Here is a 20,749-nt window from a genome sequence, read left to right as displayed (position 1 = left end):
CCTTCTTTCTAGATATGGTCTCTCTCTATTAGGTGATGGTTTCACCATTGCTGGCAATAACTGCTTGATACCAATCAAAGGATTTTTTCTTGTAGCGTTTGAAGCTCCTTTGCCCACGGTCATCCACATCCACATAGATAAAGCCGTAGCGTTTTTTCATCTCGCCTGTGGACCAAGCGACCAGATCAATACAGCCCCATGGCGTGTAGCCCATCAGGTCAACCCCATCCAAATCAACGGCATCTTTCATCGCCTTGATATGGGTATGCAGGTAATCGATCCGGTAATCATCTGTGACTGTGCCGTCAGCCTCTAAAGTATCTATGGCACCAAGGCCATTTTCCACGATAAAAAGGGGCACGTGGTAACGATCATACATCTCCGAAAGGGCGATGCGCAAGCCTAGCGGGTCCAAGGTCCAGCCCCACTCAGAAACCTCTAGATTAGGGTTCTTGTAGCTGAGAACATTGTTGCCAGGTGTTTTTGGCACGCTAGTGTCCGTTGTAGACATGGTCGACATGTAGTAGCTAAAGCCGATGAAATCAACCGTGCCGCTAGCCAGACAGTCCAAGTCCCTCTCTTCCATGGCAATTTGCACACCCTTGCGTTCAAATTCTTTTAATTTGTAAGCAGGGTAATAGCCCTTAACCTGAATGTCTAGGTAAAATTCCACTTGGCGTTTATAGGCGATATTTTCTAAGACATCTTCTGGTTTAGCAGTCATGGCATAGCTGGGGGCATACATGACCATATTGCCAATCATAGCATCCGGTATGATCTGATGGCAGAGCTGCACCGCTTTAGCTGAGGCAAGAAAGACATGATGCAGGGCCTGAAACTTGGTCTGATCATCGTTTTGATGGATACCAATCTGCAACCAAGACCTTAAAACATTGATCTCATTAAAGGTCATCCAATACTTGACCTTATCTTTATAGCGCTTAAATACCGTTTCACAATAATGGGTAAAAAAGCCAATGACATCACGACTGGACCAGCCATCATAGTGGTCTGCCAAGTAAAGGGGAGTATCAAAGTGACACAAGGTAACGACTGGCTCAATCCCGTATTTCAGGCATTCATCAAAAACCGCATCATAGAAGGCAAGACCAGCTTCATTAGGCTCTGTCTCATTGCCGTTTGGGAAGATACGTGTCCAAGCAATGGACATGCGATAGGCCTTAAAGCCCATTTCCGCGAAGAGTTTGATGTCTTCCTTGTAATGGTCATAAAAGTTAATTCCTGTGTGAGAAGGGTAGAAAACATCCGGGGCAATATGGCCAACAGCACCCTCTGGAACGGCGGCCAAACGCTCTGCATGCTTCACCTCCCCTTCCAAGGTTTTAAAGGTAATCTGACGCGGTCTATCCTTATCCCCAACCGTCAAGGTATCCATAGTCGTCAAGCCACGACCATCTCGGTCAAAGGCACCTTCAATCTGGTTAGCAGCTGTTGCACCACCCCAGAGAAAATCTGTTTTAAATCCCATTGCAAACTCCTTTTCAAATGATGGAAACGAAAGGAGGGATTCCCCTCCTGCTCCCGTTTCTTAGATTAAATCTCCGGCAAAAACCTCTCCTGTAGTCTTTAACATCATGTCTTTGCCCTTGGCATCTGTGATAATGGTCATGATGCTAGTGTCGTAGCCTTTTGCTTTCACAAGCTCAAAATCAACGGAGGCCATCGCCTGACCAGCTTTGACGGACTGACCTTGCTGCACTAGAGCTTTAAAGCCTTGACCAGCTAAATCAACCGTGTTAATGCCGATATGGACCAGCACTTCAACACCATCAGGACGAACAATCCTGTAGGCATGGCCAGTCGGAAAGACCGTTGAGAGCACACCATTGACTGGGGCAACAATCTCTCCTGAGCTGGGTACAAGGGCGACACCCATAACACCAAGATAAAGTCCAGCTACGCCACCACCAATCATGGCTGCGTAAAGGGGACGCTTGTATTTAAGGTTGACCCCATAAAGCACAGGCTCTGTAATCCCTAATACAGCTGAAATACCTGTTGAGATGGACAAGGCTTTGAGGGGCTTATCTTTGGTTTTAAAGGCAACCGCAAGTGCTGCACCACCTTGGGCAATGTTTGAAACCATCATCCCTGGCCCTGCTACTGTATCGATTCCTTTTGTCGCCAACATATTGATCCCGATTGGGATAATGCCGTAGTGCATGCCAGTCATAACCAAGAGTGGAGACGTTGCCCCGATAAGCATTGGCACCAACCATGGTGCGACACCATTTAGCATCGATACAAGGGCGTTCAAGCCATCCCCCATCCATGTTCCCAAAGGACCAATGAAGAGGAAGGTTGCTGACATGACGATGAGCAAAGTCACCATCGGTGCCAGGAAAATTCGCAAGATAGCTGGCGTATACTTTGTCACCACTGGCTCCACGTAAGACAAGAACCATACCGCAAGGATAATCGGAATAACTGAGGAACTATAATTAGCCAGCGTAACAGGTAAACTTAAAAAATCAAGCCCTGTCCCTGCCTCACGCGCCGCTCCAACCATGGCCACAAAGGTTGGGCTAATCAGGCTTGCCCCAATGGCCATTGCGAGGTATTGATTGGTTTTGAATTTCTTAGCGGCAGATGCGGCTAGAATGACAGGAAGGAAATAAAAGATGGTATCCCCAAAAATACTTAGAAACTTAAACGTATTGTCTTCAGGCGTTAACCAGCCAAACATGAGGCTCAAGGAGTTGATGACTTTGATCATCCCAGCACCGGCCATGACAGGCACGATTGGTACAAACATACCTGCAATGGTATCTAAGACCTTAGCGACTTTCCCCTTATCATCCTCTTCTTGAGGCGCTTCTTCTCCAACGCTAAAATTAGCCTGGGCAGTGATCGCCTTAAAGACCGAAGCCACTTCTGGTCCAATGACAATCTGATACTGTCCCCCGCTCTGAACCACGTTAATCACGCCTGGGATATTGTTGAGACCTTCCGTGTCAGCCTTGCCCTCATCCTTGAGGTTAAAGCGCAGGCGGGTCGCACAGTGAATCAGGGAATTCACATTATCCTCGCCCCCTACTTTATCGATAATCGTTTGTGCCAATGCTGTGTAATCTTTAGCCATGACGTCAACTCCTTATTGTTTGATGATATGATTGTATTCCCTTTCATCTCTTAAAACAATAGTCTTTCAGCTGCTTTCACTAGCGTTGCTAAATTGTCCCATAAAAACAGCAAAAATCCGCAACACTGTTGCGGACTGGATGATTAATAGTCTTCTAACCCTTCTTTTAACAAGGGATTGCTAGATTTCCGTTTTTGCTCAAAAGCACGGGACATCATGACTTTTTGATTATAGTGCTTGTCATAATCTCTTTGGAAATAACTGGCGTAGAGGCTGTCTAGAATAAAGGAGATAGAAATCAATGAGCTGAAATTTCCAAGGTTTTCAATCAATCGCTCCCTGGTCGATAGACGAATGACCACTTCAAAAAGCTGAGACAGGGTATTGTCCCCAAATGAAGTCAGTACAATGGTCGGCAACTGCCTTTTTTTCAAAACCTCTGCCACTTTTAAAATTGATTCCGTCTCTCCTGAGTAGGAAATCAAGATAAAGCAAGTCGTATCTGTTGCCTGCAGGGCCGTGAAAAAGAGATTATCCAAGCGCCGCTCGATAGTGACTGGCTTTCCAAGTTTGACCATACGGTTTTTAAAGGTCTCCGCCATCTCAAAAGCATCTCCCACAACGCCAAACTGAATACTAGTAGATTTTTTCTAGCAGACGGGTCGCCTGTTGGAGGACATCATGGTTAAGGAGAGACAGGCTATCTTGGACCGTCTCTTGATATAGGCTAGCCATTTTGGACGCCACAGCCAAATTTTGATCCCGCTTGCTAAAAGGTCGATTGGGATCAATGTCTTTAAAATTTGTGTCTAAGTAAGTGACTTCTGACAGATATGCCTCCTTAAAAGCGTTGAATCCATCGAACCCTAGCCATTGGCAAAAGCGTGTGATGGTCGATGGTGCAACAAAGAGCTCCTTAGCAATAGCACGAGAACTCTTGGTTTTCAGGTCATGACCTGCACCTAAAAAGTAATCGGCAATCTCTGCCTCAATTTCAGTCATTTCACTGTGATCTAGCAAGCGTTCCTTAATGAGCATAGCTGACCTCCTTGGTATCGTCTTAGTCCATTATAACACAGTAAAGATAGAAAACCACTTGCCATACAGCAGGCGGTGGAGACTCCATTATTTTCTAAGACCGTATTGATAGGGCAGGCCGAGATTCTCTCGAAGCGTTGTGCCTTCATAGTCTTTATGGAAAATGCCACGTTCTTGTAGGATTGGGACTACTTCTTCAACAAAGCGTTTAACCCCATCATGGGCCAAATCAGGGACGATTGAAAAACCATCTGTGGCCCCTGATTCAAACCATTCTTGCAAGAAGTCAGCAACATCCGTAGCAGTTCCAACCACCACAGGATGGTAATTGATGACACCCATGGCTAAAGTGTCCAGCGGAGAATAGCCTTCTTGGAGCAATTCTACAGCTCGTGGCGAACGGGGATCTTGCCAATTGGCTTGCAGCATACGGCGCACTCCTTCTGGCAATGGCTTGTCAATATCAAGACTGGTCAAATTAAGCCCGACCATGGCTGAGAGGTAGCGTAAGCGTTGACTAGTCTCTTCTGGGTCGAAGGCCATGACCTGGCGCCGACGGGCAAGAGCTTCTTCCTTCGTATCTGCAATGGTAAACATAAAACCTGTAAAGACATTAATCTCATCTGCTTCACGACCATGGCGAACAGCAGCATCTCTCAGGATGTCACGGTATTCCCGAGATTCTTCGATAGTAAAGGGATTAGCATAAACTCCTGACGCAAAGCGCCCAGCTAACTCAACACCTTCGCCACTAGGTCCAGCTTGAAAAAGAACGGGTTGGCCTTGTTCGGATGGCGGAATTGGAAGGGGACCTGATGTTTTGACATACTCGCCGCGATAGTTAACGGGCTTAATCTGACCCAAGTCAGCAAACTGCCCAGTCTCCTTATTATGGATATAGGCGTTTTCTCCCCAAGACCCCCAGAGAGATTGCACCGCTTCGATCACTTCATGCGCTCGACCATAGCGCTCTTGACGAGTTGCGATATGGGTACCAAAGTTATCGGCTGTCGCTCCTGTCGAAGTCGTCACTGTGTTCCAGCCAACTCGTCCGTGACTGATAACATCAAGGGTTTTTAAATGACGAGCTAGGTTATAAGGCTCATTAAAGGTGGTTGAAAAAGTCCCAACTAACCCAATATGCTTGGTCGCACGCGCCACAGAGGTCATGGCAATGAGCGGATCCATAGAGTGCATAGGCGTATCGACTCCGATGTTGTTGACCAGCGCAGGTGTATCCGCCATAAAGAGGGCATGAAGTTTCCCTTTTTCAGCTAATTGGGCCATTTCAACGTATAAATCCATATCTGTGTAAGCATCTGCTTTTGCTTCTGGCAGGCGCCAGGTTTTGAACTCACCCCCATAGCCTGAGACCATTTGGAGGACAATTTTCATTTGATTTTGGTTTGTAGTCATTCGTTTATCCTTTTTCATTTTTATGATAGAATGAGTATACCAGACTTTTGTCGCCCTTAAAAGAAGGCAAAAATAAGAGACAAGGTACATTTTTCTGTTGCTTTTGATTGTTTAGGGTTCTATTGACAAGAAAGGAAAGGAAAATTTTATGGCTAAAATCTGCCCGAAAGGGTTTCGCCCAGAAGATTTAGAAAATCCAACCCCCATCTTCCACCTTCTCTATGCCCAGACTGTCATGGACGGCCGCTGGAAATTAATGATTTTGGATTATTTGGCTGATGGCATCAAACGCTTTAACGAAATTCAAAAACACCTCAATAACTTATCCCAAGGTTCCCTCACCAAGCAGCTCAAGGAAATGGATACCGATGGCCTCATCCTGAAGACCATCCATCCAGAAGTTCCTCCTAGAGTCGATTACCAATTGACCGAAAAAGGGCGCGATTTACTTCCCATTCTGGAACTAATGGTGGAATACGGGGAAAAACACACCAAAGATGGCAACTACAAAAACCACATCAAGGCCTAAGGTACACAAAAGTGTACTAGGTCTTTTAAAATTGCCGTCTTCTCAAGAAAGTGTCTCCCTGTTATAATGAAGGTATTCATTTGAAAAGGAGATAAACCCATGATGAAAACCCGTGTGACCGAAATCCTCGGCATTCAATACCCCATTATCCAGGGGCCAATGGCCTGGTTAACCAATGCAGAATTTGTCGCTGCTGTCAGCAACGCTGGAGGGCTTGGTATCCTCGGACCAAATGCTGGTCAAACAACCATCACGCGTGACCCTCAAGAAACCGCTGAGCGCATGCGCCGTGAAATCCAAAAGGTCAAAGCTTTGACTGACAAACCGTTTGCCTCGACTCTCGTTGTTGATTATGACTTAACCTATACTTGGCCAATCCTTCAAGTCGTCCTTGAAGAAAAAGTTCCAGTTGTCTTGATTAATGGGATTTTGGACGAACGTATTTTCAATCCCTTGAAAGAAAATGACATTAAAATCGTCTACCGTCCTGGCAATCCATCGATAGCCGATGCCAAAGCTGCTGAAGCCTTTGGCGTGGATATCTATGTTGCTACTGGCTTTGATGAAGGCGGTTCCGTACCAGAGAAAGTGATCGGAACTTTCTCCATCGTACCAATGATTGTTGATGCGGTATCTATCCCCGTGATGGCAGCTGGTGGTATCGGCGACGTTCGCGGTGTGCGTGCCGTCTTTGCCTTGGGCGCTGAGGGGGCCTTTGCTGGCTCGGTTTTCCTACCAACGGTTGAAAGTCCAGCACACCCATCTGTTAAAGAAAAGATTGTTAACGCCACAGCAGAAGACCTTCTGCTCTTCCGTACCCTTCCAGCCTACTACCGTTCTCTTCCAACAGACTTGGCGCATCAAATCGTGGAGCGCGATCAAGCCGGGGCTTCTCGTGAAGAATTAGCCAAACTCCAAAACGGCGGTATGGGCATGTTGAAAGGCATGGTCGAAGGTAATTCCCAAGAAGGCTTCATATCTGTCGGAACAGGTATCACCCCAATTAAAGCCATCCGTACAGTTCAAGAAGTGATCGATGACTTGATGGTCGATTTTAAAGCATAAAAGAAAAAACCTTAACGCTTTTTTCAAGTGTTAAGGTTTTTTAAATGAATAAGCTTACAATTTTGTCTCAATCTGTGAGTTATCATTTAGACGATGTTGGCGTCTTAATTCTTTATAGCCGTTAAAAACAATTTTTATCATTAAGAAAATAGGTGTTGCAAACAAGGCACCGACAATACCAAACAGGTTCAAACCGATTAAGACTGTTAACATGACCACAAAGGGATGAATATCAAGCTTATCTCCCATAATTTTAGGAGAGATAATGCTTGACTCAATCTGTTGAATCACAATGGTCGCAATCGCTATTTGAATCACCATTTTGCTGCTCACTGTAGCACCGATAAACAAGGCTGGAATAGCTCCTAGAAATGGTCCAATATATAAAATCAAATTAGTGACAAGCGAGATGACGGCAAGTAAAAACGGATTAGGAACCTTGAAAACCACATAAAAGAGAAGCATTAAGGCTCCAAGAATAATAGAGGTCACCATTCTCCCTGAAATATAATCCTTGAGGGTCTGATGCATATCTCTGACCATCTTACGGTATATAACTTCATTCTTTCCCTGTGTCATCTGGTAAAAAAATTTTTTCAGCAATGCTTCATCTCTCAACAGGTAAAACACCGTCAAGAGGAATAATAAAATTTGAGTCAGAAAGGTCGCCCCGCTTTTGAGCAGTGAATTCAAACTGGATGAAATTGAGGACAAACTTTGCGGAATCTCAGTTTTTATATTATCTAAAATCCCCTGAATATCCACAAAAGCTGAGAGCTCTTCTTCAAAAGGAATTTTTAAGGTCTCAGGATCCATTGAATTGGCTAAAGAAGCCAACTGAACCACAACAATATCCGTGATTACCCAACCTAACACACCAATCAAAACAATAAGACTGAGAAAGGTCACTATAAAGGCGAATGTCGAATTATTCGTTTTCTGTTCCAAAAATATTTTAATGGGCCGAAACATGTAAAAAGCATAAAGACCGATAAGCAGAGGCGTTACAATCCATAAGACCACACTAATAACCGGGGACAATAACGGTGAGAGAAGATAGACCACATAACAGGTTATGGCCAAAAAGCAGACTTTTAAGATAAGTTGTAGTTGTTTATCCATAGGGAACTCCAGTTAGGTTGAAATGAAATCTTTGAAAAAGCAAATTTAGACCATGCTGACGTCATTTGACAAATTGCAGTCCAATCTACACATCGCCATGGCAAAATTTAAGTTTCAGTGAACGTTAGTCTTCCTTAAGGTAACGCCTGAGTAACGTATTTGCTAGGTAAACGAAAACTGTGGTTACGAGTAAACCAATTGCCATATAACCCCATGTTGCACCTGTCAAAGGATGTGTTCCAAGAATAGCATTCATAAACGGTAGATAGATTGCAGCCATCTGTAATCCTAATGACAAGATCAACGAGAGAACTAAAACTTTATTTTTAAAGAAAGAGGCATTTAGTCCAAAACCTTTAGGATTTCTCACATTAAAGATTTGTAATAATTGAGCAAGGGCCATAAAGGTAAAGGTCGCAGTTTGTGCATACTCAAGGCTCGCCTCTCTTGCATAAGCATGCCTAAAAATAATGAAACTAGCTAGGGCTATAATAGCACCACTTATGATAATCCTAGCCAAGAAAGCCTTATTCACTAACCCTCCAGAAGCACGACGCGGAGGCTGACTCATGATGTCCTCGTCAGCTTCTTCAAAGGCCAAGGACATAGCTGGCGCAATGTCAATCACCAAATTGAGGTAGAGGATATGTAAGGCTTGCAGTGGCATTGGTAGGCTGAAAATAATCGTTAAGAGAACAGCTAAAATCTCAATCATATTACATGAGAAGAGGAACATAACATACTTTTTAATATTAGCAAAGATATTACGTCCAATTTCAACAGCTGACACAATGGTCGAAAATTTATCATCCGTCAAAATCATGGCGGCAGTCTCCTTTGCGACTTCTGTCCCACGAATTCCCATGGCCACGCCAATATCAGCTCCGTTTAGGGCAGGTGCGTCATTGACACCGTCTCCTGTCATAGCCACCACATTCCCTTCTGCTTGCAAGGATTTCACAATTTGAAGTTTATTTTCTGGAGATACACGGGCAAACACAGCTGTCTCTCTGACCTTTTGGGCAAAACCTGCTTGATCAACCAGTTTATCAATTTCTTGTCCAGTCATGGTATTCTCATGATTTTTGATGCCAATTTGTTCTGCAATAACGGATGCCGTTTTAGGATGGTCACCAGTAATCATTTTAACAGCAATACCAGCATTCTGGGTCTCTGCGACAGAATCCTTAACATCATCACGTGGCGGATCCATAATCCCAGCTAAACCATCGATGACAAAATCACCCATAAACTGGTCAAAGTTATTTTCAAAGGTTTCTGCTAGATCCGTCTTTTCATCTACTTTAAGTGAAGCAACTGCTAAGACTCGCATTCCTTCAGAAGCTAGGGACTCATTTTGGTCCAACCAATAATCTTGCTTATGTTTTGGAATGAAATTAGTGATGAGAACATCTGGTGCTCCCTTAACAACGATACGTTTACCGTATGGGGTTTCCGCCAATACAGCCATGTATTTGTGTTCCGAACTGAAAGGGATTTCAGCAAGTCGTTTCCAACCATTTTCTGATAAAGTTGTATAATCCAAGTCATTTTTGGCCGCTAAAACCACCAAAGATCCTTCTGTCGGATCCCCAATAATCTGATACTCTTTTCGATCAGAATCATCCGATTGGTCATCAGCAAGCCGTAACTGGGCGTTCGAAGCCAGAAGACCATGGATAATAAACTGGCCTAAAGCGTCATCGTCTTGACCCCCGTTTAAGATTTCTGTGAGCGTCACCGAAACTTTGTCACCGTTCTCGGTAAGGTCACCTATTGGATCATAGCCTCGACCGCTTACTTCAAGCTTTCGATTTTCTGCCAAGCGTATCCGCTCAACTGTCATTTGGTTTTCAGTTAAAGTTCCCGTTTTGTCACTCGCAATAACAGTTGTTGACCCCAGGGTTTCTACGGCTGATAAAGACTTGACTAAAGCCTTGTGCTCAGACATGATCCGCATTCCGCGTGATAAGGTAATGGTTGATACAGCAGGTAGGGCCTCAGGAATGGCTGCAATCGCCAAAATAATGGCAATATGCAGGATATGAGCCATATCTTGACCATTGATTAGACCAACTACAATAACCAGGATAGCTGCAACCAAGGCAAGGACAATAAGGACCTTACCAAGTTTGTGAAGTTCTTTTTCAAGAGGCGAATCCTTGGCCGTTTTTTTGTCGATGAGAGAGGAAATCTGACCAACCTCGGTTTTCATCCCTGTTCCAGTGACAACTGCCTTGGCATTCCCTCTGGCAACAGCTGTTCCAGAAAAGACCATGTTAAGTCGATCACCGATAGACTGCTCCTCTTCAAAAATTTCCTGGGCATCCTTGTCAACAGGTTCAGATTCTCCTGTCAAAGCAGATTCAATTACAGCGAAATTACTTGAAGTTATGAGTCTACCATCTGCAGAAATAGCATCTCCTTCTTCTAGCACGATAATATCACCGGGAACTAAGTCCTTGGAATCAATTTCTTGCGTCTCCCCATCTCGAATCACTTTCGTCGTTGTAAAAATCATTTTTTGGAGAGATTCAACCGATCCCTGGGCCTTTAACTCTACGAAAAATCCTGTTAACACAGCAATTAAGAGAGCAGCAAATACAGCAGCAGCTTCTACCCATTCTCCCATAAAGAGGGACAGAATCACCGCTGCACCTAATAGGTAGACGATGATATTATTGATATTATGCCATAAAATTTCAAGAGCCGAGCGCTTTTCAGATTGTTCTAACTCATTAAGCCCATACTTTTTTTGGCGATCTGCTATCGCCTCCTGTTTCAGGCCTTCTTCGGATGTCTCGTAATGCTTGAGAACATCTTTACTCGATTTCTGGTAAACTTTTTCCATACATTTCTCCTTTCAAGTTATAAAAAACATCTGCACACCAAAAAGCATGCAGATGTCATTAGCATGATGCGGTTTAGAAATTGCTTTCAAGGGAGACAATCATTCCCAATTCCTATTTCATCTATTGTAACATATTTTGAAACCATTTTCAAATTGGATTTAACATTATTGAGAACTAGTAAACATCTTTACAACATCATTTATGTTAACCGTATCACTTTAAAATAGGATTTAGAATCTTCGTAATATCAGGTAGATTTTGCCTGAAACACTTTGAAGCTTTTGAAAGTTTAGAAACGCAATCCTAACAGAATGACCCAGACTTAATTTAGCTAAATGCTTAGCTTGGTGTTTACCTATTACAAATCCAATAACTCCCAAGAACTAACCCTCAAACCCTCTCCCGCAACTTCTCAACAAAGAGATAGGCTGCTGGGCAGAACAGGGTATTTTTAAGGGTCAGGTTATTGATTTGATAAATTTTCTTACGATCTGTGTGGGGAAACTCCCGACAGGCTTTGGGCCGCACATCGTAGATGCTACAAAGATTATCCTCTCCTAGAAACGGGCAGGGCATGCTTTGAAAAATCTTGTCCCCATCTTCGTCTGTCTTTAAAAAAGCTTCTTCAAATACTGGTAGCTTCATGCGAAAATGCTTGGCAATCCGTGTAATATCTGCTTCTGTAAAGAGTGGACCAAGCGTTCGACAACAATTGGCGCACTTGGTGCAATCAATCTCGCTAAAGACTTCTGTGTGCACCTCCTGGACAATCTTATCCAAATTTTTAGGTGCTTTACGTTTTAAAGTAGCCAGAAAAAGCCGGTGTTCTTTTTGCTTTTGCAGGGCGAGTTGATGGTAGCGTTCAATATCAATTTGGTCAGTAGGCATAGCTTCTCATCTCCTTCACTTTTTATTATACCAAAAAAATGCAAGCCGTGTTTCCACAGTTTGCATTTGTAAGCAGGGAAGTTACCTACTTTGATCAGTTATTTCATTTGTAGGGATTCGATTTACCAGACGCCTATCACTGCTTGCATGGCTAAGCTAGTCAGGGTAATGGCTAACCAACAGATGGCGCCACCTGTCTTAACCAACCGAATGGGATTGGTGTTTAGACCAATCCCTGACATGGCCATGACGATGAAAAGTTTGGAAAGGGTCTTGAGATGACCAAAGAGAGCAGTCTGACCACCGAAAGCCGCTACTACTGTCGTAATCAGAGAAGCCGCTAGGAAATAGAGAATAAAGGTCGGAAAGACTTTCTTAAGCCGGAAGCCTGACTGGGAAGCTCCGCCATTCTCAAGACCTTTTGACGACTTATACCAGGACAAGGCAAGCGTGATAGGAATAATAGCTAAGGTCCGCGTCAGTTTGACGATGGTCGCGCCATCCAGGGTATGGCTCTGGTGTATAGCATCCCAGGCCGTTGCGGTCGCGGTTACTGATGACGTATCGTTGACAGCTGTCCCGGCAAAAAGGGCAAACCCCTCATGAGACAGACCAAGCATCTGTCCCAGGGTAGGAAATAGCAGAGCCGCAAGGATGTTAAAGAGAAAGATGACAGAGATGCTCTGGGCCACCTCTTCATCCTTGGCTCCTATGACAGGAGCTGTTGCAGCAATGGCTGATCCTCCGCAAATCGAGGAACCGACACCAACTAAAGTAGCAGTGTTGACCTCTAGCTTAAAAGCCTTCTGCAAGACAAAGGCAACAATGAGAGCCACGGAGATGGTCGCAAGGATAATCGGCAAAGAGGTCAACCCAACAGACACAACCTGCCCTAAATTAAGACCAAACCCTAGAAGAACTACAGCTAGTTGCAGTATCATCTTAGACGTATAGGCAATGCCTTGCTGCGTCTTCTCTCTCTTGGTGTGGAAATGACCAACAACCATACCTAATAAAATAGCAAACACGGGGGCACCGATTAGGGGCAAAGCCTGTCCTAAAACCCAAGCAGGTATGGCAATAAAAAGGCATAAAAGAATACCGGGTATTTTTTGAGTGTCAAAAGACATGGTTACTCCTTTTTAAAATTCTTGTCCGTGTTCAAAAGGAAAAACAGGCTGTAAGGTTAACCTGTTTTTCCCATTTTAATCTTCATCCATTGAAAGGACGCTGAGGAAAGCTTCTTGTGGCACTTCAACAGACCCGATAGCCTTCATCCGTTTTTTACCAGCTTTTTGCTTTTCAAGGAGTTTGCGTTTCCGAGAAACGTCACCGCCATAACACTTGGCTAGGACATTTTTACGGAGGGCCTTGATGTCGCTTCTAGCCACAATCTTTTGACCAATCGCAGCCTGAATCGGCACTTCAAACTGTTGACGCGGAATGATTTTCTTAAGCTTATCCACAATTAATTTACCACGTTCATAGGCAAATTCTTTGTGAACAATAAAGCTGAGAGCATCTACTTTTTCGCCATTGAGCAAAATATCCATCTTAACTAGACGGCTTGGACGGTATTCAGATAGCTCATAGTCAAAACTTGCATAACCACGCGTTGACGACTTGAGTTTATCAAAGAAATCAAACACTATTTCTGCTAGCGGAATCTGGTAAATCACATTAACCCGATTCTCGTCAATATAATCCATGGTTACAAAATCCCCACGCTTCCGTTGGGCTAGTTCCATCACTGCACCGACAAATTCCTGTGGAACCATGATTTGGGCTTTGACATAAGGTTCCTCAATATTATCCACACGGGTCGGGTCTGGAAATTCCGATGGGTTGGAAACTTCAATCATCTCACCATCTGTCGTATTGACATGGTAAACTACCGATGGTGCAGTCATAATCAGGTCAATATTAAACTCGCGCTCAATCCGTTCTTGGATAACATCCATGTGAAGAAGCCCTAAGAACCCACAACGAAACCCAAATCCTAGGGCTTGAGACGTCTCAGGCTCAAACTGAAGACTGGCATCATTGAGTTGTAGTTTTTCTAATGCTTCACGCAGGTCATTGTACTTATTAGAGTCAATCGGGTAAATCCCAGCGAACACCATCGGGTTCATCTGTTTATAGCCTGAAAGGGGGGCATCAGCAGGATTACCAGCGAGGGTAACCGTATCTCCGACACGCGTATCAGCGACGGTTTTAATCGCTGCTGCAATATAGCCAACATCACCAGCTGCTAAGAAATCACGCCCGATGGCTTTTGGTGTGAAAATACCAACCTCTGTAACATCAAAGGTCTTACCGTTGGACATCATCTGAATACGATCGCCTGGTCGCACCACACCATCCATCACCCGAACCTGCAAAATAACCCCACGGTAAGGATCATAAACAGAGTCAAAAATAAGGGCTTTGAGCGGCCCAGCAACATCACCTGTTGGTGCCGGTACCTTCTCAACGATTTGTTCTAGAATCTCCGAAATCCCAATGCCTGCTTTGGCAGATGCTAAAACAGCTTCAGAAGCATCCAAACCTATGACATCCTCGATTTCACCGCGTACCCGCTCAGGATCCGCTGCTGGCAAGTCAATCTTATTGATGACAGGCATGATTTCAAGGTCATTGTCTAAAGCCAAATAAACATTAGCCAGTGTCTGAGCTTCAATTCCTTGAGCTGCATCTACGACAAGGATAGCCCCTTCACAGGCAGCTAGTGACCGTGATACCTCATAGGTAAAGTCCACGTGTCCAGGTGTGTCGATCAGGTGGAAAATATAGGTTTCACCATCTTTGGCCTTGTAGTTAAGCTGTACAGCATTAAGCTTAATGGTAATCCCGCGCTCTCGCTCCAAATCCATAGAGTCCAATAGCTGAGCTTGCATCTCACGGGTTGAAACTGTCTCAGTAGCTTCTAAAATACGATCGGCTAAAGTTGATTTCCCATGGTCAATATGAGCAATAATAGAGAAATTACGTATTTTCTCTTGACGTTTTTTTAATTCTTCGATTTGCATACTAGTTCCTTTTTCTGTCATCTAACCCATTATACCAGAAAATAGGACGGCTTTCTAAATATTTTCTCAGAATGGGCATAAATACTTGCAAGAATAGAATTTCTATTGTATTATATAAATAGAACAACATAACAGAAAGGAACTGCTATGGCCTGGAAATTTGATAATAATCAACCGATCTACATCCAAATCTGCAACATCATCAAATTGCAAATCGTAACAGGACAACTCCAAAGCGGAGATCGTCTCCCTTCGGTTCGTGACCTTGCAGAAATTGCTGGTGTCAACCCCAATACCATCCAACGGGCGTTATCCGACCTTGAAAATCAAGGATTTGTCTATTCCAGACGAACATCTGGTCGCTTTGTGACCGATAATCAAGAGTTAATCACAGTCACGCGCCACACACTTGCCCAAGAAGAACTTTCAAACTTTGTCACCAATATGGGCAACCTTGGTTTCAAAGACAATGAGATTATCCCTGAATTAGAATCGTTTTTAGGAGGAAACTAAAATGTCCCAACCACTTGTTGAGATTAAAAACTTATCCAAACGTTACAGCAATAGCCTTGCTCTAGATAACATTAACCTTACCCTCATGCCAGGGAGCATTATTGGGCTTTTAGGTCCTAACGGGTCAGGCAAAACAACCCTGATTAAACTGCTCAATGGTCTCTTACAGCCTAATGAAGGTGAAATTCTCATCAATGGTATGAAGCCTTCTCCAGAAACAAAAAAAAACGTATCTTACCTGCCAGATACAACCTATCTGAGCGATCACATGAAAGTGGTCGATGCTCTAGATTTCTTTAAAACCTTCTATGATGATTTTGACATGGAGACAGCCCTACTACTATTGAAAGATTTGAATATCAACCTTGATATTCAACTTAAGAAATTATCTAAAGGAAATAAGGAGAAAGTACAGTTAATCTTGGTCATGAGTCGCAAGGCCAAACTTTACATTCTTGATGAACCCATCGGAGGTGTTGACCCTGCAGCCCGTGACTATATTTTGCGGACCATCATTAACAACTATTCTCCTGACGCTTCTGTTCTGATTTCAACTCACTTGATTTCAGATATTGAAAGTATTCTTGATCATGTCGTCTTCATTCATAATGGCCATATCGTTCGTCAAGGAAACGTCGATGATCTCCGTGTTGAGCATGGTGAATCCATCGATGAACTTTTCCGAGACGACTTCAGAGCTTAGAAAGGAGTTAGATATGTTTGGAAAACTGTTAAAACAGGAATTTAAATCTGTCGGAAAATGGTATCTCGGACTTTATGGTCTCAGCATCGTCTTTGCTATTATCCTAGGATTCTGGGTATCTCACATGTCTCAGGCTACCGATAGTGATTCTTTTATTGCTATCATGCTAACCATCCTGACCTTTACGAGTTTTGGAGCAATCATTGCGGCTCTTGGATTATCAACCCTGGTGCTCATTATCAGACGCTTCAAGGACAATATCTATGGTCGTCAAGGGTATCTAACCATGACCTTGCCGGCTACTACTCACCAGATTCTACTCAGTAAACTAACAGCAGCCATCATTTGGTATTTTCTATCCATTTTAACTGTCGGACTGTCTATCTTTATCATCGTTTTGATCAATATTGGATGGACTGACTTGCTCACTGGCCTTAAAGAAATCTGGGTAAATGCAGATTTTCAGATGATTTTTAAAGAAGTTTTTGTTGGAAACCTGACCCCATACATCATTAGCTTTCTAATTGGAACCGTTGGGAATGTATTGATGCTCTACTGCGCGATTGCCCTTGGACATCTGGCAGAAAGTCACCGCGTTCTTTTATCATTCGTTGCCTTCTTTGTCATCTACGCCATTCTTTCAACAATGGCAATGTTAGTTCTTAATAGGACAGGTATCACAGAGCATTACTATTGGTTTACTTCTGCCTTTAATATTGTCTTTTGTCTGATAACCTACTTTGCCACTCACTATATGATCAAATACAAGCTCAATATCCAATAAGTGTGCTGGAGGTTTTATGTTTGGAAAACTTTTAAAATATGAATTAAAATCTGTCAGCAAATGGTACCTTGGACTTTATGTGATTAGTTTGATGCTATCGGTAGTTGTAGGCCTTTGGTATCATAATATGGTTGAAAATACCGTTTCGTCTTACGATTCCGCCTATCTTTTTGGACAGATACTATCATCTGGCGGGCACCAAGGGTTCATGGCCATTCTTTTAATGCTCTTGATGATGTCCTATGGCGTTGTCATGATGACCATTGTCTTATCAACCATTTTTCTGATTATCAAACGTTTTAAGGATAACATTTTTGGCAAACAAGGATATTTGACCATGACCTTGCCAGCTAGTATACACCACATTTTGGGAAGCAAGCTACTGTCTAGCCTCATGTTATCACTGTTGTCATTGGTTATAATCGTTGTTAGTTTTGCTCTTTTAGGTGGGATTCACTTTTTCAGCAATATCACAGACCCTTTCATCGCCTTATGGAACAGTCTGAGCTTGTGGTTCAGAGACTTTGGCTACCTCGCTTTAGACTTTGTAGTGTCCATTGTCCAACTCTCCACTTTCATCATGATGGTCTACCTTGCTATGACACTTGGACACAGTTTTGAAAATCATCGCACCTTACTTTCTTTTGTTAGTTTCTTTGGCGTCAGTGTTCTTTACTTTATGCTTTATGAACTCCTCATGCCTGCCTATAGCGATTACTATGCTTTTGATAACATCGGACGATATTGGTATGCTGGTTTTAATCTAGTCTTTCATCTGATATTTCTTGTAGCAAGCTATTTTGCTACTGGCTATTTGCTAAAGCATCGCTTAAATCTGGACTAAGATATCGTTGGCTGAACTAAGACATTATCACTTTCGAATGATACTGGACTAAGATATCGTTAGCTAAAGTTGACATGTTAATCATTTCCTGATAAACTATTATCTTGTAATATCTCGGAGGGCAGAAATGCCGGATAAGAGAAGGTCAAACGGCCTTCTCTTTCTTTTTTGCTCTTTATTTTAGAAAAGGAAACCCATGAATTTTTTAACAGGCAATATAAAGAAAATCTATCGCAATTACTTATTAGCCGCCTTTGGCTCTACTATGATTGTCCCTATTTATGGGATTGTGGATGCCGTCATGGTTGGGCAATCGGTCGGTGCAGAGGGGGTAGCTGCCATGTCCATCATTGCTCCTATGTGGAATATTATTTTTGGCTTAGGGATTTGGGCTGGTGTCGGAGGAGGTGTTCTCTTAGGCGTTGCCAAAGGAAAACAAAATCAACAGGGAGAAAAAGAAGCCTTTAGTACTGCCCTTATTGAAGCTGGTTTAATGGCCTTATTTGCCTACTTTCTGATTGGTGTGTTTGACCAAGGGCTCCTACGTTCTTTTGGTGCTGACCAAGTGACATTGCCACTAGCCACTCAGTATGTTAAAGCCTTTCTTCCCTTCATCCCCTTTTTTCTCTTTAACCAAGTCTTGGCAGCCTTTTTAAGGAATGACAATGCTCCTACTCTTGCAACCTTTGCAGTCCTTGGTGGCGGATTGTTTAATGTCATTGGAGACTACGTTTTTATCTTTATTTTTGATATGGGGATGACGGGTGCAGCGCTTGCTACTTCCATCGGAGCCATTATTACCTTTATCATCATGCTGACTCACTTTGCCAGAAAAAACAATTCACTGAAGTGGACCAGACCTCAACAATTCTTACAGACAGCTCGTCAAATCACTACGATAGGTTTTCCGACTTTTTTCGTTGATTTGGCTATGGGGATACTAACAGTCATGTTTAACCGCCAAATCAGTAGCTACCTGGGTACCAACGCCCTAGCAGTCTATGGTATTATCGTCAATGTCTCCACCTTGGTACAGGCTTGTGCTTATAGTATAGGTCAAGCTAGTCAACCGATCATGTCTCAAAACTTTGGGGGGAAAGCCTTTAAGAGGGTAAATGAACTGTTACGCTACACCAACCAAACAGCTATCAGCTTTGCGCTCTTTTGGACTGCTGTTGTCTGGTTATTCCCTACCCTCATCGTAAAGATTTTCATGACACCTACACCAGAAATATTAGCTATTGCACCAGCTATTTTAAGAGTTTATGCCATTTCATTTCTCCTTCTCCCTCTTAATATTTATGCCACTTATTTTTTCCAAGCGATCTTGAAGCAACGCATCGCCTTTGTTGTTTCTGTAGCAAGAGGCATGATTATTAGTGCATTAATGATTTATAGCCTTCCCTTCTTTTTTGGAGGGAACGCCCTTTGGTGGGCTATGCCAATTACAGAGCTACTCATTGCTATTGTCGTTATTTACTTTATGAAACACTACAGCAAACAAATGAAAAAACGCTATTAAAAAGTTAAAAACAGTTTGAAAGGCTTCAGACTGTTTTTATATGATTGAGCTGTGAAAGTTGCCAAGTATTTCACAAAAAAGTTACTATCAAGAATAAAGGCTCTTTAAATTGTAAAACCTAAAAATCTCTTGCCAGAAGTTGATAATCCGACGCGAAAACAGGCCTAACTCCCAACAAAAAGGCTCTCTACCGAGAACCTTGCAATCTGAATTGAACACAGGCTAAAATCCTAGTAAAAAAGATAAATTTGCTTGAAAATCTTTGATTTTCAGCTAATTTCCTATTTCATACGGATTTTTAACGCCTATTGTATCTTAATTGAGCACAGCCTACGAGCTGGTTAAAACAAAACCCACTCGAAACGAATCAAGCGGGTCTGTATTCTATCGTAATTGAGTTCAAGCTAAACGTTTGGCAAAAAAGATAGTTCGCCTTGTGTGTCGCACACACTACGTTGAACAAAACTTTTCAAACGAAACATCAGAATTTGATTAAACCCCAACAAAAAAGGCTCCCTACTGAGAACCTTTCAATCCGAATTGAACACAGGCTACGAGCTGTGTAAAACAAAACCCACTCGAAACAAATATCAAGTAGGTCTGTTTCCTATCCTAATTGAGTTCGAGCTAAAAGTTTGGCAAAAAAGATAGTTCGCCTTGTGTGTCGTACACACTGCGTTGAACTCCTATTTTTGCTCAACTTTTTAAACGCTCTCACATCTTGATATTAACGACGGATTTCTTTGATACGAGCTGCTTTACCTTGAAGCGCACGCAAGTAGTACAATTTCGCACGACGTACTTTACCGTAACGAACAACCTCAATCTTGTCTACACGTGGTGTGTGGATTGGGAATGTACGTTCTACACCGATACCGCCAGAAATTTTACGAACAGTGTACATTTCTGAGATACCTTGACCTTTACGTGCAATAACCACGCCTTCAAAGATCTGGATACGTTCACGTGTACCTTCGACAACTTTCGCGTGTACGCGAACAGTGTCACCAGGACGGAATGATGGGATATCAGTACGAAGTTGACCTTCAGTCAAGCTTTGGATTAATGGATTCATTTTTTTCTCCTATCTTTGTCAATCATAGGTGCTTTTAAACCCAGCGGATAAACTGTATTTTGTGCGTCCATTACACACAAAATATATAATACCACAATTAGCAAAAAATGGCAAGGAGTAAACTTGCCATTTAATAGGAAATATTCCTATTATTTCGCATCGAAAGTTCTAAAATGAAGTTAGCCACTTTCTAGTTGAGAAAAAAGTATACAAAAACACCTCAGAGAGATATAATGTAGTTCACCACAAACACATTAGAAAGGCTC

At 42.8% G+C, this 20,749-nt stretch carries 18 protein-coding genes and 1 riboswitch; of the genes, 7 read left to right on the top strand and 11 right to left on the bottom strand.

Annotated features, from left to right (window positions below; all coding sequences use genetic code 11):
• Positions 1-28 precede the first annotated feature (28 nt).
• The 5 genes from J2S23_RS01080 to J2S23_RS01060 form a co-directional block, all read right to left on the bottom strand.
• Positions 29-1,489 carry a glycoside hydrolase family 1 protein gene (locus tag J2S23_RS01080; protein ID WP_307120920.1) on the bottom strand — a complete coding sequence of 487 codons (1,461 nt, stop codon included), beginning with the start codon at positions 1,487-1,489 and terminating at the stop codon, positions 29-31.
• Positions 1,490-1,549: 60 nt separating this feature from the next.
• Positions 1,550-3,103, bottom strand: a complete 1,554-nt coding sequence (locus tag J2S23_RS01075) for a glucose PTS transporter subunit IIA (protein ID WP_307120919.1) — start codon at positions 3,101-3,103, stop codon at positions 1,550-1,552.
• A 143-nt stretch (positions 3,104-3,246) separates the two neighbouring features.
• On the bottom strand, positions 3,247-3,738 hold the full coding sequence (locus J2S23_RS01070; protein ID WP_307121050.1) for an SIS domain-containing protein: 492 nt from the start codon (positions 3,736-3,738) through the stop codon (positions 3,247-3,249).
• 1 nt (position 3,739) lies between these two features.
• Entirely contained in the window at positions 3,740-4,141 is a 402-nt protein-coding gene (locus J2S23_RS01065) for a MurR/RpiR family transcriptional regulator (RefSeq protein WP_307120918.1), read from the bottom strand.
• Between the two features lie 87 nt (positions 4,142-4,228).
• Complete coding sequence (locus J2S23_RS01060; protein WP_307120917.1) at positions 4,229-5,557, bottom strand: NtaA/DmoA family FMN-dependent monooxygenase; 1,329 nt, start codon at positions 5,555-5,557, stop codon at positions 4,229-4,231.
• A gap of 148 nt (positions 5,558-5,705) precedes the next feature.
• Between J2S23_RS01060 and J2S23_RS01055 the strand changes: the two genes are divergently transcribed.
• Together J2S23_RS01055 and J2S23_RS01050 are read left to right on the top strand one after the other, a co-directional pair.
• Entirely contained in the window at positions 5,706-6,086 is a 381-nt protein-coding gene (locus tag J2S23_RS01055) for a winged helix-turn-helix transcriptional regulator (RefSeq protein ID WP_307120916.1), read from the top strand.
• Positions 6,087-6,185: 99 nt separating this feature from the next.
• Positions 6,186-7,151 carry an NAD(P)H-dependent flavin oxidoreductase gene (locus J2S23_RS01050; protein WP_307120915.1) on the top strand — a complete coding sequence of 322 codons (966 nt, stop codon included), beginning with the start codon at positions 6,186-6,188 and terminating at the stop codon, positions 7,149-7,151.
• Between the two features lie 54 nt (positions 7,152-7,205).
• Here the strand turns inward: J2S23_RS01050 and J2S23_RS01045 are convergent, their stop codons facing one another.
• The 5 genes from J2S23_RS01045 to lepA all read right to left on the bottom strand — a co-directional run bounded on the left by J2S23_RS01045 (position 7,206) and on the right by lepA (position 15,042).
• A complete protein-coding gene (locus tag J2S23_RS01045; protein ID WP_307120914.1) occupies positions 7,206-8,273 on the bottom strand; it encodes an AI-2E family transporter in 1,068 nt (355 codons plus the stop codon).
• 124 nt (positions 8,274-8,397) lie between these two features.
• Positions 8,398-11,124, bottom strand: a complete 2,727-nt coding sequence (locus tag J2S23_RS01040; RefSeq protein ID WP_307120913.1) for a cation-translocating P-type ATPase — start codon at positions 11,122-11,124, stop codon at positions 8,398-8,400.
• A 42-nt stretch (positions 11,125-11,166) separates the two neighbouring features.
• Positions 11,167-11,240: riboswitch (Fluoride riboswitch) on the bottom strand.
• A 275-nt stretch (positions 11,241-11,515) separates the two neighbouring features.
• Entirely contained in the window at positions 11,516-12,013 is a 498-nt protein-coding gene (locus J2S23_RS01035) for a YkgJ family cysteine cluster protein (RefSeq protein ID WP_307120912.1), read from the bottom strand.
• Positions 12,014-12,135: 122 nt separating this feature from the next.
• On the bottom strand, positions 12,136-13,143 hold the full coding sequence (locus tag J2S23_RS01030) for a YeiH family protein (protein ID WP_307120911.1): 1,008 nt from the start codon (positions 13,141-13,143) through the stop codon (positions 12,136-12,138).
• A 75-nt stretch (positions 13,144-13,218) separates the two neighbouring features.
• On the bottom strand, positions 13,219-15,042 hold the full coding sequence (gene lepA, locus J2S23_RS01025) for a translation elongation factor 4 (protein WP_307121049.1): 1,824 nt from the start codon (positions 15,040-15,042) through the stop codon (positions 13,219-13,221).
• A gap of 147 nt (positions 15,043-15,189) precedes the next feature.
• Here lepA and J2S23_RS01020 point away from each other — a divergent pair, with 147 nt between their 5' ends.
• The 5 genes from J2S23_RS01020 (at position 15,190) to J2S23_RS01000 (ending at position 19,408) form a co-directional block, all read left to right on the top strand.
• Positions 15,190-15,555: a GntR family transcriptional regulator gene (locus J2S23_RS01020; protein ID WP_307120910.1), complete on the top strand. Its 366-nt coding sequence runs from the start codon at positions 15,190-15,192 to the stop codon at positions 15,553-15,555.
• 1 nt (position 15,556) lies between these two features.
• Positions 15,557-16,258 carry an ABC transporter ATP-binding protein gene (locus J2S23_RS01015; protein WP_307120909.1) on the top strand — a complete coding sequence of 234 codons (702 nt, stop codon included), beginning with the start codon at positions 15,557-15,559 and terminating at the stop codon, positions 16,256-16,258.
• 13 nt (positions 16,259-16,271) lie between these two features.
• On the top strand, positions 16,272-17,042 hold the full coding sequence (locus tag J2S23_RS01010; protein ID WP_307120908.1) for a hypothetical protein: 771 nt from the start codon (positions 16,272-16,274) through the stop codon (positions 17,040-17,042).
• Between the two features lie 16 nt (positions 17,043-17,058).
• Complete coding sequence (locus J2S23_RS01005; protein WP_307120907.1) at positions 17,059-17,886, top strand: hypothetical protein; 828 nt, start codon at positions 17,059-17,061, stop codon at positions 17,884-17,886.
• Positions 17,887-18,082: 196 nt separating this feature from the next.
• Entirely contained in the window at positions 18,083-19,408 is a 1,326-nt protein-coding gene (locus J2S23_RS01000) for an MATE family efflux transporter (RefSeq protein WP_307120906.1), read from the top strand.
• A 727-nt stretch (positions 19,409-20,135) separates the two neighbouring features.
• Here J2S23_RS01000 and rplS read toward each other — a convergent pair.
• Positions 20,136-20,483 carry a 50S ribosomal protein L19 gene (gene rplS / locus J2S23_RS00995; protein WP_093650752.1) on the bottom strand — a complete coding sequence of 116 codons (348 nt, stop codon included), beginning with the start codon at positions 20,481-20,483 and terminating at the stop codon, positions 20,136-20,138.
• Positions 20,484-20,749 lie beyond the last annotated feature (266 nt).

It is taken from the genome of Streptococcus moroccensis (genome assembly GCF_030812835.1).
Lineage (GTDB): Bacteria > Bacillota > Bacilli > Lactobacillales > Streptococcaceae > Streptococcus > Streptococcus moroccensis.
Note: the sequence above shows the minus strand (reverse complement) of the source record. Positions and strands in the feature narration are given on the sequence as shown.